The sequence below is a fragment of the Streptomyces sp. NPDC056373 genome, from assembly GCF_042262425.1.
GTDB lineage: Bacteria > Actinomycetota > Actinomycetes > Streptomycetales > Streptomycetaceae > Streptomyces.
Map to the genome: position 1 here is coordinate 265,808 of NZ_JBHJPX010000014.1, position 15,489 is coordinate 281,296.

General features: G+C 71.9%; 13 protein-coding genes and 1 pseudogene. 12 read left to right on the forward strand and 2 right to left on the reverse strand.

Annotation, left to right across the window (positions count from 1 at the left end):
- Positions 1 to 16: 16 nt before the first annotated feature.
- From ACFCXS_RS28895 to ACFCXS_RS28905, 3 genes are all read left to right on the forward strand, one after another.
- Positions 17 to 1,363 (forward strand): copper amine oxidase, encoded by a 1,347-nt coding sequence (locus ACFCXS_RS28895; RefSeq protein WP_376646264.1) that lies wholly within the window; start codon positions 17 to 19, stop codon positions 1,361 to 1,363.
- Between the two features lie 72 nt (positions 1,364 to 1,435).
- On the forward strand, positions 1,436 to 2,707 hold the full coding sequence (locus ACFCXS_RS28900) for an SAV2148 family HEPN domain-containing protein (protein ID WP_376646285.1): 1,272 nt from the start codon (positions 1,436 to 1,438) through the stop codon (positions 2,705 to 2,707).
- Positions 2,708 to 2,838: 131 nt separating this feature from the next.
- Positions 2,839 to 3,561 (forward strand): 3'-5' exonuclease, encoded by a 723-nt coding sequence (locus ACFCXS_RS28905; RefSeq protein WP_376646265.1) that lies wholly within the window; start codon positions 2,839 to 2,841, stop codon positions 3,559 to 3,561.
- A gap of 55 nt (positions 3,562 to 3,616) precedes the next feature.
- On the opposite strand, the gene ACFCXS_RS28910 is transcribed toward ACFCXS_RS28905, so the two are convergent.
- Positions 3,617 to 4,480: a phosphotransferase enzyme family protein gene (locus tag ACFCXS_RS28910; RefSeq protein ID WP_376646266.1), complete on the reverse strand. Its 864-nt coding sequence runs from the start codon at positions 4,478 to 4,480 to the stop codon at positions 3,617 to 3,619.
- Positions 4,481 to 4,697: 217 nt separating this feature from the next.
- Between ACFCXS_RS28910 and ACFCXS_RS28915 the strand changes: the two genes are divergently transcribed.
- The 6 genes and pseudogenes from ACFCXS_RS28915 to mgt all read left to right on the forward strand — a co-directional run bounded on the left by ACFCXS_RS28915 (position 4,698) and on the right by mgt (position 11,397).
- Complete coding sequence (locus ACFCXS_RS28915) at positions 4,698 to 5,621, forward strand: carbohydrate ABC transporter permease (protein WP_376646286.1); 924 nt, start codon at positions 4,698 to 4,700, stop codon at positions 5,619 to 5,621.
- Positions 5,618 to 6,451: a carbohydrate ABC transporter permease gene (locus ACFCXS_RS28920; protein ID WP_376646267.1), complete on the forward strand. Its 834-nt coding sequence runs from the start codon at positions 5,618 to 5,620 to the stop codon at positions 6,449 to 6,451. The genes ACFCXS_RS28915 and ACFCXS_RS28920 overlap by 4 nt, the downstream gene beginning before the upstream one ends.
- A complete protein-coding gene (locus tag ACFCXS_RS28925) occupies positions 6,451 to 7,725 on the forward strand; it encodes an ABC transporter substrate-binding protein (protein WP_376646268.1) in 1,275 nt (424 codons plus the stop codon). Before ACFCXS_RS28920 ends, ACFCXS_RS28925 begins: the two co-directional genes overlap by 1 nt.
- Positions 7,726 to 7,796: 71 nt before the next feature.
- Positions 7,797 to 8,420: a TetR/AcrR family transcriptional regulator gene (locus ACFCXS_RS28930; protein WP_376646269.1), complete on the forward strand. Its 624-nt coding sequence runs from the start codon at positions 7,797 to 7,799 to the stop codon at positions 8,418 to 8,420.
- The gene (locus ACFCXS_RS28935; RefSeq protein WP_376646270.1) at positions 8,417 to 9,847 is read left to right on the forward strand and encodes an MFS transporter; all 1,431 of its coding nucleotides are present in this window, start codon (positions 8,417 to 8,419) and stop codon (positions 9,845 to 9,847) included. The genes ACFCXS_RS28930 and ACFCXS_RS28935 overlap by 4 nt, the downstream gene beginning before the upstream one ends.
- 241 nt (positions 9,848 to 10,088) lie before the next feature.
- A pseudogene (gene mgt, locus ACFCXS_RS28940) lies at positions 10,089 to 11,397 on the forward strand (macrolide-inactivating glycosyltransferase).
- Here the strand turns inward: mgt and ACFCXS_RS28945 are convergent.
- Positions 11,379 to 12,329 (reverse strand): zinc metalloprotease, encoded by a 951-nt coding sequence (locus ACFCXS_RS28945; RefSeq protein WP_376646271.1) that lies wholly within the window; start codon positions 12,327 to 12,329, stop codon positions 11,379 to 11,381. The pseudogene mgt and the gene ACFCXS_RS28945 sit on opposite strands and share 19 nt — an antisense overlap.
- Positions 12,330 to 12,563: 234 nt before the next feature.
- Between ACFCXS_RS28945 and ACFCXS_RS28950 the strand changes: the two genes are divergently transcribed.
- From ACFCXS_RS28950 to ACFCXS_RS28960, 3 genes are all read left to right on the forward strand, one after another.
- Complete coding sequence (locus tag ACFCXS_RS28950) at positions 12,564 to 12,881, forward strand: hypothetical protein (RefSeq protein ID WP_376646272.1); 318 nt, start codon at positions 12,564 to 12,566, stop codon at positions 12,879 to 12,881.
- Positions 12,882 to 13,006: 125 nt separating this feature from the next.
- Positions 13,007 to 13,462 (forward strand): hypothetical protein, encoded by a 456-nt coding sequence (locus ACFCXS_RS28955; RefSeq protein ID WP_376646273.1) that lies wholly within the window; start codon positions 13,007 to 13,009, stop codon positions 13,460 to 13,462.
- On the forward strand, positions 13,459 to 15,282 hold the full coding sequence (locus ACFCXS_RS28960) for a caspase domain-containing protein (protein WP_376646274.1): 1,824 nt from the start codon (positions 13,459 to 13,461) through the stop codon (positions 15,280 to 15,282). The genes ACFCXS_RS28955 and ACFCXS_RS28960 overlap by 4 nt, the downstream gene beginning before the upstream one ends.
- Positions 15,283 to 15,489 lie beyond the last annotated feature (207 nt).

The following is a 15,489-nucleotide window of genomic DNA, read 5'->3' on the forward strand; positions in this document are numbered from 1 at the left end:
AGGGAGTCATCTCGTCATGCGCGTGAACAGCAACACCAAGGCCCGCACCCGCGCGGCCGTGGGCCTGACCGTGGCCGCGCTGGCCGCGGGCGCCACGGCCGGCGCGGGCCCGGCCACCGCCCGGTCCGAGGCGGCCGCCGCCCAGCCGAAGGCCGCCCCCGCCGCGCCGCCCGCGGCCGACTGCAGCGCCGCCTACCGCGTCGAGCAGAAGCTCTCCTCCGGCACCACCTGGCGGATGTGCTGGCGCTACGACGGCAAGGCCGGCCTCGTCCTGGAGAACATCTCGTACCAGCCCAAGGGCGAACCCAAACCGATCAAGGTCCTCAACAGCGCCCGCCTCGGCCAGATCCACGTCCCCTACGACGACGGCAAGGTCGAGTACGACGACCTCACCGGCTTCGACTTCGCGCAGGGCCTGATGAACCTCGCGCCGGGCGAGTGCCCCGGCGGCACCATCAAGACCGTCAAGGTCCCGGACTCCTGGAACGAGGACCCGAACGTCAAGGGCCTGTGCACCACCACCCGCTCCCGCGGCCACGCCTACCGCATGCAGGGCGACACCGCGAACAAGGTCTTCCAGGCCGAGGGCAAGGACCTCCTCGTCTACACGGTCAACCAGGTCGGCTGGTACGAGTACATGACCGAGTGGCGCTTCCAGGACGACGGCACGATCACCATGAACGTCGGCGCCACCGGCAGCCTGTCCTGGGACGACTACGACGCCGGCGACGGCCGCGGCTGGCCGATCGGCAAGGGCGCGAGTGCCGCCAAGGCCACCAGCCACAGCCACAACGCCTTCTGGCGGCTCGACTTCGCGCTCGACGGCTCCACGAAGAACACCGTCGAGCAGTACGACTCCACCGTCACCGCGCCCACCCGGGGCCAGCGCGCGCCCACCACCAAGACCACCCGCACCAAGGTCGCCAAGGAACTGGCCGGGGACAGCAAGAGCTACCGCTGGTGGCGCGTGGTCAGCGCGACCGGCAAGAACAAGGACGGACACGCGCGCTCCTACGAGATCGTCCCCGGACCCACCACCAAGTACCCGGGCCGCAGCTACACCAAGCACGACGTGTACGTCACGCAGTACAACAAGTGCGAACTGTTCGCCAGCAACAACCCCGGCAACTGCGGGGCGGGCGCCGGGAAGTCCGTCGACAAGTGGGTGAACGGCCAGGCCCTGACCCACCCCGTCGTCTGGACGAACATCGGCTTCCACCACATAGCCCGGGACGAGGACCAGCAGCCCATGCCCGTCCACTGGCAGGGGTTCTCCATCGTCCCGCGCGACGTCACCGCCATGAATCCGCTCACTCCGGCCGAGCTCGGCTGGCAGAACGGGCACTGGCGGCCCCGGGGTTGAGAACGACCCTGCCCATCCGGCTGCACCGCCGACCGCTCCCGGAGTACCCTTCCTTGATCGTTGGCAAGGGGAGTGCTCGGGGGAGCGGAAGGCGGTGCGCGGGTGGGCTCGGGAGGGCTGGAGTTGCCCCCTGGTGACGAGGGTCACGAGGGGAACTCCACAGACGTCCCGGCCGGAGCCGTGTCCCTGGCACGGCCGATGGACGCGTCGGGCTCGATCGGCCCGGAACTGGACTGGGGCGCCGACGCCTGGCGCGAGGTGCGCACCCGCGCCCAGCGGGCCGGCCGGGCCTACATCTGGCTGAACCTCGTCGAACAGCGGCTGCGCGCGGTCGTCGCCGCCGTGCTGCGGCCCGTCTACGAACCCGTCCACGGCGAGGACTGGGTGGTGGCCGCCGCCGGACCGGCCGGTCAGGAGTGGGTGCAGCGCGCGGTGGCCGTCCGCGAGGTCAGCCGCCGCAAGGGCTATCTGCTCGACCCGGCCGACGACAACGTCCTCTCCTTCCTCACCCTGCCCCAGCTGCGCGAGCTGATGGTGCAGCACTGGCCCTGCTTCGAGCCGTACTTCGACGACCGCCGGGACGTCGAGCTGGCCCTGGACGAGCTGGAGGTCACCCGCAACGTCGTCTCCCGCAACCGGGCCCTGTCGGAAGCCGTGCTCAACCAGGCCGAGCGGGCCTCGGCGCGGCTGCTGGAGATGCTCGGAGCGGGCGGTGACGTGCCCTCGGCGCGCCGGCTGCCCATCGACGCGGTCGAGGACCTGGTCGGCGACCGGTACGCCGACGTCGTCGCCGTGCACCCGGACCGGGTGCGGCTGATGCGGCAGTTCCCGGCCGAGGACATCTTCGGCGGCGCCCGCCGTCTCGACGCCATCGGTATCGGCCTCAACCTGCTGGTGCAGAACTTCTCCGGGCGGCGCCTGGTACGGCTCGCCGAGTCCGGCTGCCGGGTCAGGCTGCTGTTCCTCAACCCGGCCTCCAGCGCGGTCAAGCGCCGCGAGCGCGAACTGGGCATCAAGCGCGGTGAACTCAGCCGGGCCGTCGAGATGAACATCCTGCACATGCGCCGGGTGCGCGCCCGGCTGCGCGACCCGGGCGCCTTCGAGATCCAGGTCTTCGACGAGACGCCCCGCTTCACGGCGTACCTGGTGGACGGCGACGGCGCGGACGGCATCGCGGTCGTGCAGAACTATCTGCGCCGCACCCGGGGCATGGAGGCACCGGTGTTCGTCCTGCGCAACGGCAGCAAGGTGGTCAAGTCGGGCGAGACGGATGAAAGTGGCCTCTTCCCCACGTACCGCGAGGAGTTCGAGGTGATGTGGGCGGATTCACGGCCGGTGTCATGAACTGCGCCCCGGACCGGGGTGATTCTCCGGCCCGAGCCCGGGCATGAGCGGAACGCGATCCTCTGATTGTCAGTGGTGCGTGCGAAGGTGGTGACCACTGGGGGAACGCACCACAAGAAGGGGGACCGCCCATGGGCTGGCACCGGGAGCTGCTGGTCGGCTTCGACCTGGAGACGACGGGCACGGATCCGCGCGAGGCGCGCATCGTCACGGGGGCCGTGATCGAGGTCAGGGGCACGGAGCCGATCGGGCGCCGCGAGTGGCTGGCCGACCCGGGAGTGCCGATCCCCGAGGACGCGGTGGCGGTGCACGGCATCAGCAACGAGCGGGCGGCGGCCGAGGGCAGACCGGCCGACCAGGTCGCGGACGCCCTCGCCGACGTCCTCACCTCCTACTGGAAGACGGGCGTGCCGGTCGTCGCCTACAACGCGGCCTTCGACCTCACCCTGCTCGCCGCGGAGTTGCGGCGCCACGGGCTGCCGTCCCTGCGGGACCGCCTGGGCGGCGTGGACCCGGCCCCGGTCATCGACCCGTACACCATCGACCGCCGGGTCGACCGCTACCGCCGCGGCAAACGCAACCTCGAAGCGGTCTGCGCCGAGTACGGCGTCGTCCTCGACACCGCCCACGACGCCATGGCCGACGCCCTGGCGGCGGCCCGCCTCGCCGGGGCGATAGCCGACCGACACCCCAAGATCGCCATGCTCGGCCCGGCGGCGCTGCACCACCGCCAGATCGAGTGGTACGCCGAGTGGGCGGCGGACTTCCAGAGCTTCTTGCGCGGCAAGGGAGACCCCACCGCCTCGGTCGACGGGACCTGGCCCCTGCGCGAGTCGGCCGACGAGCCGGTCTGAGACGGCGGGCGGGCGGTCAAGGGTCAGGCGCCGGGCGGCGGCAGGGTGCCGGCGGTCAGAACGGATACCACCGCACCGTCTCGTCCCCGTCCCTGAGGGACCTCACCCGCCGCCCGAACTCGGCCAGCGCCTTGGGGTTGCCCGGCGCGTGCTGCGCGACCCACGCACAACTGGCCGTCTCCCGGGCGCCGCGCAGCACACCACAGCCCTCCCAGCCGCGCACGTCCCAGCCGTAGGCCCGCGTGAACGACGCGTACGCCTCGTCCGGCATCCCGTACCGGTCGTGCGACAGCGCCATCACCACCAGATCGTGCTCCCGCAGGTCCGCGGAGACCGTCTCCAGGTCCACCAGCACGGGCCCGTCGGGTCCGACGTGCACATTGCGCGGCAGGGCGTCCCCGTGGATCGGCCCCGGCGGCAGATGCGGTGTGAGCGCGGCGGCCCGATCGGCGAACCCGTCGCGCCGCTCGCGCAGATACGCCGCGTCCGCCGGATCGATCGCCTCCCCGGCGAGCCGCAGCCACCGCTCCACACCGCCCAGCAGATCGCGGGGCGGGAGGTCGAAGGGAGGAAGAGGCACGGCGTGCACGACCCGCAGCAGTTCGGCCAAGTCCCGCGGCTCGGCGGGCCGCACCGCGTCCGGCAGCCGGTGCCACACCGTCACCGGATGCCCGTCGACCAGCAGCGCCTTCGGCTCGGCCGCCCGCACCGCCGGCACACCCGCCTCGGCGAGCCATGCCGCGACGTCCAGTTCGCGGCGCGCCCGGTCGAGGAGTTCGGCGTCCCGGCCGACCTTGACGACCAGGTCACCGGCGGCGAACACCGCGTTCTCGCCCAGAGCGAGCAGCCGCGCCGACCCGGCCGCACCGGGCAGCACCCCTGCCGCGTCCAGTACGTCCCGCGCCCGTGCCTCGTCCATCGTCCGCCTCCGTCGTCCACGCCTCGACCGCCGGGTTCCGGCCATCCACCGGTCAGTGTCGCATCGGCACAGGTCGGACGGCGTACGCGGTGCCTTGACGAGGCATATGGCCTCCACGAGCATGACCAGGCCGGCCGAGCCGCGCGAAGGGGCTGATTCCGTGACACCGGTGACCGAGGCAGCGTCCCCCTCGCCCCCTCCGCCGTCCTCGCCGCCCATGTCGTCGAGGTGGCGGGCCGGCCGCCAACCCGGCGGGGACCGGCCCCGGCCCGCGGCCGGCCACGGTGCCTGGTTCCTGGTGCTGCCCGCCCTGATCCCGATCCTCGTCCTCAGCGTCGGCCCGCTGCTGTACGGCATCCTGCTGGCCTTCACCGACGCACAGTCGGGCCGCGTTCAGCCCACCCGCTGGATCGGCGCCCTCAACTTCCGGGACCTGCTCCACGACACCCTGTTCTGGGAGTCGTTCCGGGTCGGGCTCGTGTGGGCGGTCGGTGTGACCGTGCCGCAGTTCCTGCTGGCGCTCGGCCTCGCCCTGCTGCTCAACCAGGACCTGCGGCTGCGCTGGCTGGCCCGGGCCCTGGCGATCATCCCCTGGGCCATGCCCGAGGTCGTCGTCGGCATCATGTGGCGGCTCGTCTACAACCCGGACGCGGGCATCCTCAACGAGACCCTGCGCGACCTCGGGCTGGGCAGCGGCCGGGACTGGCTCAGCGGACTGGCGACCGCGCTGCCCGCCGTGATCCTCGTCGGCGTCTGGGCGGGCATGCCCCAGACGACGGTGGCGCTCCTCGCCGGGCTGCAGAACACCCCGCGCGAACTGCACGAGGCGGCGGCGGTCGACGGCGCGGGCGCCTGGCGCCGTTTCCGCACGGTCACCTGGCCCGCCCTCAAGCCCATCGCCCTGGCCATCACGGCGCTCAACCTGATCTGGAACTTCAACTCCTTCGCCCTGGTCTACGTGCTGACCAACGGCGGTCCCGGCGGCAGGACCCGCCTGCCCATGCTCTTCGCCTACGAAGAGGCCTTCCGCTACGGCCAGTTCGGCTACGCGGCGGCAATGGGCTGCGTCATGGTGGCCGTGATCTCCATCGCCCTGGCCGTCTTCCTCGCCGGCCGCATCCGGGGAGGTGACGACGCGTGAGGACCGGCCGCCCGGCCCGCGTCGGCCAGTACGCCGCGCTGCTCGCCTACCTCGTCTTCCTGGCCTTCCCGTTCCTCTGGCTGGTCTCCACCGCGTTCAAGCCACCGCGCGAGCTGGGCAGTCTGCACCCCACCTGGATCCCGAGGGACCCGACCCTCGGCAACTTCCGGCAGGCCTTCGACGAACAGCCGCTGCTGCACGCCGCCCTCAACTCGCTGCTCGCCGCGCTCACGGCGGCCGTCGTCGCCGTCCTCGTCGCGACGCCGATGGCGTACGTCGTCGCCCGGCGCCGCACCCGGCTCGCGAAGGCGGTCACGGGCTGGGTGGTGGTCAGCCAGGCCTTCCCCTTCGTCCTGCTGATCATCCCGCTGTTCCTGGTGCTGAAGAACCTCCGTCTGATCAACTCCGTGCCGGGGCTGGTGCTGGTGTACGTGGTGTGGGCGCTGCCCTTCGCGCTGTGGATGCTCGCCGGGTACGTACGGGCCGTGCCGCCCGAACTGGAGGAGGCAGCGGCGGTCGACGGGGCGGGCCGGGTGCGGACGCTGGTGTCGGTGACCGCGCCGCTGCTCGCGCCGGGCATCGTGGCGACCGGACTGTTCGCGTTCATCACCGCGTGGAACGAGTTCTTCTTCGCGCTGGTGCTCCTCAAGACACCGGAGAAACAGACGCTCCCCGTGGTCCTCACCCACTTCATCGGCGCCGAGGGCGTCGCCGACCTCGGCCCGCTCGCGGCGGCGGCGTTCCTCGCGACCTTGCCGTCCCTGGCCGTCTTCGCGATCATCCAGCGGCGGATCACGGGCGGCATGCTCACCGGGGCGGTGAAGAGCTGATGCGTACTCGCCTGCTGGCCCTGGCCCTGCTGCTGCTCCTCGCCGGCTGTTCCTCGGGCGGCACCCGCGACGACGGACGGATCACCCTGCGCTTCCAGTCCCTGGCCTGGCAGGAGGAGTCCGTCGAGGCCAACGAGCAGCTGGTGAGGGAGTGGAACGCCACCCATCCGGACGTCCGCGTCGAGTACGTCCAGGGCACCTGGGACAGCGTCCACGACCAGCTTCTCACCGCCTTCGAGGGCGGCGAGGCTCCCGACATCATCCACGACGCCTCCGACGACCTCGCGGACTTCGCCTACGGCGGCTACCTCGCCGATCTGACCGGCCTGCTGCCCGCGAGGCTGAAGTCGGACATCCCGCACCGCAGTTGGGAGACCACGACCTTCGGGGACGGCGTCTACGGCGTGCCGTTCCTCCAGGAACCGCGCGTGCTCATCGCCAACGCGACGTGGCTGCGCGAGTCAGGTGTACGGATCCCGACCCCCGAGAAGCCCTGGAGCTGGGGCGAGTTCCGCCGGATCACCGCGCGCCTCGGCGGCGGGGGGAAGTACGGCGTCGCCTGGCCGCTGAAGGAACCCGTGTCCGCGACGCTCAACCTCTCGCTGTCGGCGGGCGGGCAGTTCTTCCACCGAGGGCCGGACGGCAAGGTGACGGTGCGGTTCGAAGCGGCCGACCAGGTGGTGCCGCGCACGGTGCACGCCCAGGCGAACACCGACCGCAGCGCCTCACCGACCACCTTGGGCAGCGGCGGTTCCGACACGCTGCCCGGCTTCTTCGCGGGCCGGTACGCGATGGTCCCGCTCGGCTTCTCCTACCGTCAGCAGATCGTCCAGCAGGCCCCGAAGGGCTTCGAATGGCAGGTGCTGCCCGCCCCGGCGGGGGCCGGCGGCCTCACCCAGGGCGTCAGCCCGCAGACGCTCTCCATCGCCGAGGACTGCCCGCACAAGAAGGAGGCCGCGGAGTTCCTCGACTTCTTCCTCAGGCCACGGAACATGGTCCGCCTCGCCCTCGGCGACTGGATGCTGCCCACCGGCAGGCAGGCCCTGCAGGACCCCGCCCTGCACCGGGCGAAGGACGGCTGGAACACCGGCACGGCCCTCGCGGAGCACCTGAGACCGGCACCGGCCCAGTCCGTCCGCGGCTACCCGGAGTGGAAGGACAAGGTCGCCACCCCCGCGTTCCAGGAGTACTACAGCGGAGCGATCGGCATACGTGAGCTGCGGGACCGCCTGGAGCGGGACGGCAATCTGGTGCTGGCGCGCTACCAGCGCTGAGTACCGCCCCCGGCCACCGCCGCGATCAAGGCCGTAGACAGTGTCTACGGCCTCCTGGTAGACACTGTCACATGGATGCCGAGGGGACGCTGCGGGAGCGGCTGGTCGATGCCGGGGTGGAGTTGGTGCTGTCCGAGGGCAGCGGTTCGGTCGGGCTGCGGGAGATCGCCCGCCGGGCGGGTGTGTCGCACGGCGCGCCGCGTCGGTACTTCCCGACGCACCGGGCGCTGCTGTCCGCCATCGCCCGCCGGGGCTTCGAGGAACTGGGCGCGCGGTCCGTCGCGGCCGCGTCCGAAACCGCCTCGCCACGTGCCCAGTTGGCTGCGCTGACGCGGGTGTACGTCGACTATGCGCGGGAGCGGCGTGGCATGTTCGAGTTGATGTTCCGTCATGACCTGCTCGACAGCGCCGGGCAGAGCGAGGCGCCGGCCGGACCCCGGCTGCGGGAGGCGACGCTGCCGATGTTCCAGCGGGTCGTCGAGCTCGTCGCCCGGTGCAGGGGAGAGGCCGCGGAGTCCTCGGCTGCCCTCACCGCGGCCGCGCTGTGGGCGAATCTGCACGGCATCGCCCAACTGTGGTCCTGGGGCAGCCTCCAACTCGCTGTCGGCGGCAGTCCGGGCGCGGAGCCCGCCGACAGCCCCGACCGGATCATCGAGGCGGCGCTGGACGCTCATCTCGGCCCGGCCGCTTCATGACCGGCCGGCTGCGGCGCTGCGCCCCGCTCCTCGTCAGCGCGGCCGGGGCGATGATCGTCGCGCTGGACGGCACCGTCCTGCTGGTGGCCCAGCCCGGCCTGCAGCGCGCACTCGCCGCCGGCCCCGCACAGGTCCAGTGGACCAGTACCGGCTACCTCGTAGCGGTGGCTGCCCTGCTCGTCCTCGCGGGCCGGCTGGGGGACCGGTACGGGCACCTGCGGCTGCTGCGCACCGGTCTGCTCGGCTTCGGCGCCGCCTCGGCCGGGATCGCCCTGGCGCCCTCGGTCGGCTGGGTGATCGCCCTGCGTGTGGTCCAGGGCCTGTTCGGCGCCCTGCTCCAGCCGGCGACGCTCGCGGTGCTGCGGTCGGTGTACCCGGACCGGGAGCTCCGCCGGGCGGTCGCCGTGCGGACCGGAGCCATCGCGGTGGCGGCGGGGAGCGGGCCGGTGCTCGGGGGAGTCCTCGTGGCGCACTTCGGATGGCGGGCCGTGTTCTGGCTCAACGTCCCGGTCGTACTCGCCGCGGTGCTGCTCGCTCTCGCGGTCCGCCTTCCCGCTCCTGAGCGACCGGCCCCGCAGCCACTCGACCTCACCGGCGCGGTGCTGCTGGCGGGCACCCTCGCGCTCTTCGTCCACGCCCTGGCGGGCGTCCCGGCGCACGGCTGGACCGCCGCACCCGCACTGCTCGAACTGTCCGGTGCGGCGGCCCTGGCGGCCGCGCTCGTCGTGAGCCAGCGCCGGGCCGCCCACCCCATCGTGCCGTCGGCCGTGACACGGTCGGTTCCGGTGACGGCCTCCATGACGCTGCTCCTGCTCACCACCGCGGGTCTGTTCGGCAGCCTGTTCACCGCCACCTTCCTCCTTCAGGGCGTCCTGGGTCTGGATCCCCTCGCCACCGGACTCCGGGTCCTGCCGCTCACGGTGCTGATGGTGCTCGGATCGCCACTGGCGAGCGCCGCCCTGGGCCGATGGGGCCCGCGACCGACCGCTGTCACCGGAACGCTCCTGGTCGTGCTCGGTGTCGCGGGCCTCGCACGGTTGTCCGCGAGTGACGCGGTGGGGCCTGCGGGTGCCTTCTTCGCCCTGATCGGTGCCGGGTTCGCCGCCGTCATGGTCACCGCCACCGGGACGGTCGTCGGCGACGCACCGCCCGAGTACGCCGGAGCCGTCGGCGGGCTCAAGCAGACGGCGACGAACATCGGCCCGACCCTCGGCATCGCCGTCGCGACGAGCGTGGGCGCCGCCGCCTCCGCCGGTCCCACCCTGCTCGCCCTGGCGGCGATCACGGCCCTCGGTCTGCTCCCCGCGGCGCTGCTGCCCGGGAACCGGACGTCGGGCATGTCGCGACGACGACCTGGGCCCGGGCCCGGGGCCCTGCGCGTCGATGGCCGTCCTGTGCGCCCGCGGCGCACTCGTGACGGCGTGTGACCGGTGGGCGGCGCAGCCGCTGCTCCGTCGTGCGGCCCGGGTGAAGAACCCGTTGTGCGCTGCCGCCGCACTCACCTGGCGTGCCGCTCGTGGGCATCGACGCGATCCGCATCGCCGGTCACCTCCCGGGCCGCGCGCACGCCGTACGGGTGCGCAGCGGGCCCTGGAGCCCTGACCGGCCCGGGGAACCACACCCGTTGACCCCACGCCCGTGGAACCCACGCCCGTTGAACCAAACTGCTTGCACGAGACGTCTCGTCTCGCGTACGGTCGGGCTCATGACCAGTCGCGCCCACATCGCCATGTTCTCCATCGCCGCCCACGGTCACGTGAACCCGAGTCTGGAAGTGATCCGCGAGCTCGTGGCGCGCGGCCACCGGGTGACCTACGCGATCCCGCCGGTCTTCGCGGACAAGGTCGCGGACACCGGCGCCGAGGTGAAGCCCTGGAACTCCACCCTGCCCTCGCCCGACGACGACCCGGAGGCGTGGGGGAGCACCCTGCTGGACAACGTGGAGCCGTTCCTCGACGACGCGATCCAGGCCCTCCCGCAGCTGATCGAGGCCTACGAGGGCGACGAGCCGGACCTCGTCCTGCACGACATCGCCTCCTACCCGGGCCGCGTGCTCGCCCACCGCTGGGGCGTCCCCGCGGTCTCCCTCTCGCCGGCCATGGTCGCCTGGGAGGGGTACGAGGAGGAGGTCGCCCGGCCCATGTGGGAGGAGCCGAAGAAGACCGAACGGGGCCGCGCCTACTACGCCCGCTTCCAGGCCTGGCTGGAGGAGAACGGGATCGACCGCCATCCCGACGACTTCGGAGGCCGGCCCGACCGTTCGATCGTCCTGCTCCCCAAGGCGCTCCAGCCCAACGCGGACCGTGTCGACCAGCGCGTGTACTCCTTCGTCGGAGCCTGTCAGGGCGACCGCGCCGCCGAGGGCGGCTGGCAGCGGCCGGCCGACGCCGAGAAGGTCGTGCTCGTCTCCCTCGGGTCCGCCTTCACCAAGCAGCCCGGCTTCTACCGGGAGTGTGTCGAGGCGTTCGGCGACCTGCCGGGCTGGCACCTGGTGCTCTCGGTCGGCAAACACGTCGACCCGGCCGAGTTCGCGGACGTCCCGGCCGACGTCGAGGTGCACTCCTGGGTGCCGCAGCTGGCGATCCTGAAGCAGGCCGACCTGTTCGTCACGCACGCGGGCATGGGCGGCAGCCAGGAAGGCCTGGTCACCGCCACGCCGATGATCGCCGTACCGCAGGCGGCGGACCAGTTCGGCAACGCGCAGACGCTCCAGGGTCTCGGCGTCGCCCGCTGTCTGACCACCGAGGAGGCCTCCGGCAACACCCTGCGGGCGGCAGGCCTCGCCCTGGCCGGCGACCCGGAGGTGGCCCTGCGTCTGAAGGAACTCCAGGCGCAGGCGGCCCAGGAGGGTGGCACGCGGCGCGCGGCCGACCTCGTCGAGGCCGAACTGGTCGCCGCCCGGGGTGCCGCCGGCACCCCCCAGGGCTGTCGGCCGTGCCCGCTCCCGTCAGGTCGTCGTCACACCGCGACGGCCTGACGGCTGAGGGGCAGCCGGGCGTTGTCGAGCGTGGCGTCCATACGGGCCGACTGCCCCTTGGTGAACATGAACATCGCGGCGTCGTCGGTGTAGTCCATGTAGTTCATGAACATGTCGCCGTCCGGTCCGTTGCCGCACGTCACATGGGGGAAGGTGGGGGAACCGGCGTTCGCCCCGGCCTGATTGGGGGTGTCCGCCACGAAATCGCTGCCACTGCACCCCTCGTCGTCGTCGCCCCAGATGTGCCGCAGGTTCAGCCAGTGCCCGATCTCGTGCACGGCCGTGCGGCCACCGTCGAAGGGGGCCGTCGCGGTGCCGGTGGTGCCGAGGGCGGTATGGGTGATGACCACGCCGTCCGTGGAGGCGGCGCCGCCCGGGAACTGGGCGTAGCCCAGCAGCCCGCGGCGCAGTCGGCAGACCCACAGGTTCAGGTAGATGTCCGCGGGCCAGGCGTCCTGGCCCCCGCTCAGGCTGAACTTGACCAGGTCGTCGGTGCCCCAGTCGTCGACCGCGCTCTCGGTGCGCGTGATGCCGTCCGTGGGGCGGCCCAGCGGATCGGTCCGGGCGAGGTGGAACTGCAGGCGTGCGTCCGCCACCAGGTCCTGCCAGACCGCGGGCACCTTGCTCACGTCCGGATTGCGCGCGTGGAAATCCTGGTTGAGCACGTCGATCTGACTGTGGATCTGGGCGTCGCTCACGTTCTGTTCGGGGTGGCTGTGGACGACGTGCACGACGACCGGGATGTCGATCAGGCCCTGCCGGGCGGTGACCTGATCCATCGACTCGTAGGCGAACGCGGTGTTCTCGATCAGGGCCCGGTTCTCGGCGTACTCCGGATTCAGGGTGAGGAGTCTGCGGTGCACCTCCATGGCGCCGCACCAGCGGCTGTAGTCGGGCGAGGTGGCGCGAAGGAATGCCTGCGCATCGGACATGGCGTGCCCTTCGAGGGGAGCGAAATGTGCCGCGCACGCGGCTGCGGAACTGCGCGTCTGAAACGCGTCGCGAGGGCCGGGCGACGTCGGGCGGAGCGGTCGGTTGCCCGTTCCCTCCGGACCCATACACTGATAATTCTAGTCATGTTGGAATGAGAGCGACAATTTCTGCTCAACAGTCATAATCTCGGTAGTGGCGGCAGGACGGCGTCGAACGAGCGAGGGGGCCGGGTCATGCGAGAGCCCCCGCCGGGCCTTTTCCGCTCGTGGTCGCACTCCTACGAGGAGGACCACGACGACGTGCGGGTCTACCGGCCGGACGACTTCCCCTTCCCGCCCGCTCGCGGCCGCCGCGGCATGGAGTTCGCCTCCGACGGCACCCTCGTCGACCACCCGCTGGGCCGCGGCGACGCGCCCGACGCCGTACCCGGCCACTGGCGGCTCGTGTCGGACCGTCACCTCGCGCTCACCTTCGGGGGCGCCCGCCCGGACCGGGAACTGGAGATCGTGCGCTGCGACGAGCAGGTGCTGCATGTGCGCCGGCTGACGTAGGGCCTGTTCGCGACCTTGTGTCCGTCGCAAGTTGAATGAGTAACCGCACGGTTGAGCCGTCAATTTCATTTCGTTCCGGACTGCTTGTCACCCTGCTCGGAGCGGCGGAAACTGGAAACGATGACGTGGAGCCCACCGACACTCCGACTCCACGCCGCCCCGACGAGCACGATCCAAGGGGTGACCTGGTGGAGAACGAACTGCACATCCTCCTCACCGAAGAAGACGCGGAAGCCGAACGCGTCGCGGAGCTGACCGGCTGTCTGCGCGAGGAACTGCTCGACCTCGACGTGGACGACGTCACCACGCTCCCCGGCGGCGAGGCCCCGCCCGGAGCGCGGGCCGTGGACGTCACCCAGATCGGTGCCCTGCTGGTGACCCTGGGCAGCTCGGCGACCGCCCTCAACCAGGTGATGACGGTGATCCGGTCGTGGATGGGCCGTCGCCATGACAGCCACCCGTCCCTGCACCTGCGGGTGGGAGACGACGTCCTGGAGGTGTCCGAGGCGACCGACGACCAGGTCGCCGAAGCGTTCAGGATCTTCGTCGAGCGCCACTCCGGAGCCGGAGCCCAGCCATGACGGACTCCAGACACGCACTGATCATCGCCAACGACCGGTACGCCGACCAGGGACTCAAGAAGCTCAGGGCGCCCGCCCAGGACGCCGCGGCTCTCGAGCGCGTGCTGCACGACCCGCAGATCGGCGACTTCGAGGTGGAGGTCGTGCACAACGCCTCGGCCGACCTCATGCGCAGACGCATCCAGGGCTTCTTCAACGACCGCCGCCGCGCCGACACCCTCCTGCTGCACTTCTCCTGCCACGGCCTCAAGAGCGAGTCCGGCGAACTGTACTTCGCCGCCAGCGACACCGAGCCGCCGCTGCTGGCCGCGACCGCTGTCGCCTCCCAGTTCGTCCGCGGCTGCATGTCCGCCACCCGGGCGGGCCGCAGCGTCCTGTTCCTCGACTGCTGCTACGGCGGAGCCTTCTCCCGGGGTTCGGCCTCCGTGCGCGCTTCCGGAGAGGTCAACGTCCTCGAGTCGTTCGCGAAGGACGAGCCGGTCAGCGGGCGGGGCTGGGCCGTCATCACCGCGTCCGACTCCATGGAGTACTCCTTCGAGGGCACCGAACTCGCCGAGAACTCCGCTCCGCGGCCTTCGGTGTTCACGCACGCGGTGGTCGAGGGCCTGGAGACGGGCGAGGCCGACCTCGACGCGGACGGCAACGTCTCCCTCGACGACCTGTACGAGTACGTCTACCGGCACGTACGGGAGCAGAACCCCCACCAGACGCCCAAGAAGGCGGCGGAGCTGCAGGGGGAGCTGCATCTGGCACACAGCCGGCGCGGCGGCATCAAGATCGTCGCCGTTCCCTCGCCGTCCCCCCTGCGGGCGGCCCTGGACAGCGACGACTTCCTCACCCGGCAGGGCGCCGTCACGGAGTTGTGCAATCGGCTGCAGCGCCCCGAACTGGCCGTGGCGGAAGGGGCGCGTCAGCACCTGGGGGAGGTCGCCCACAACGAAGTCCAGCCGCTCGCCGATCTGGCGGCCGGCGCCTTGGGCAGGATCCGCCTGGCACCGTCCCCGCACCACCTGGACTTCGGCAGGCTGCCGAGGGGCTCGACCCCTCCCGGGCGGTCCGTCACCCTGCACGGTCCACCGCTGGCCCGGCACTGCCTGGTCCAGCCCAACCAGGCGTGGCTGAGGGTGGATCCGACTCGCAGCGGTCTGGAGGTCCACGTCGACACGGCTGCGACGGGGCACCTCTCCGGGGACCTCGTGCTGAGGGGCGTGGCCGACGAGTCGGTGATCCACGTCGAGGCGGAGGTGGCCCCGGCCGCCGAGGACGGTCCCACGCAGACCGAACCGGACGTCCCGCACGACTCCCCACCGCCGAAGCCCCGAGTGGAGGACAAACGGCGCACGGTGGTCGTCGAGCCCCCGCGCACCCCGCCCCCGCCCAAGCCCGAGAAGCCGCCCAGGGCCACTGGAGACCGGAAGCAGACGGACCCGACAACCTCGTCCCGGCGCGCTCCCGCCCTCGCCGGTGCCGCCCTCGCCCTCGCCGTCACGGCGCTCGCCATGCTCGTCATGACCGTCCAGAGAGGAGTGGTGGCCGTCGTGGCGCGGGCCGACGCAGGGGTGAACGGCAACATCGAGGACGACCTCCGCGAGTACGGAGCGCTCACACCGCTCATCGTGTGTCTGATCACCGGTGCGGTGGCGCTGGTCGCCGGCGCGTTCGCCCGGCACGACCTGGACGCACGGCGGAAGCACTACACGAGAGGGGCTGCGAGCGGCACGCACACCCTGACCTCGGTCGCGAAGGGGCTGGCGATCCCCGCGCTGACTTTCGCGGTCCTCGCGGGCATCGCCTACCTGGTGGGCAGCGGCGAGTGGTGACCACCTGCCGCGCCGACAGCGCCGGTTCTCGCGGCCCCTGACCCATCGGGGCGTGGCCGCGGGCGTCTGCGGGGCGAGGCGCTGCTGGCCGTCGTCGTGATCGCCGCTCTCCCGGCCGCCCTCCCCCTCCCCCGGCCGGATCCGTGAAGCGGCCCGCACGGCCCTCGCCGACGACTTCGTACGCCGCCTCCCCGACGGGTACGACAC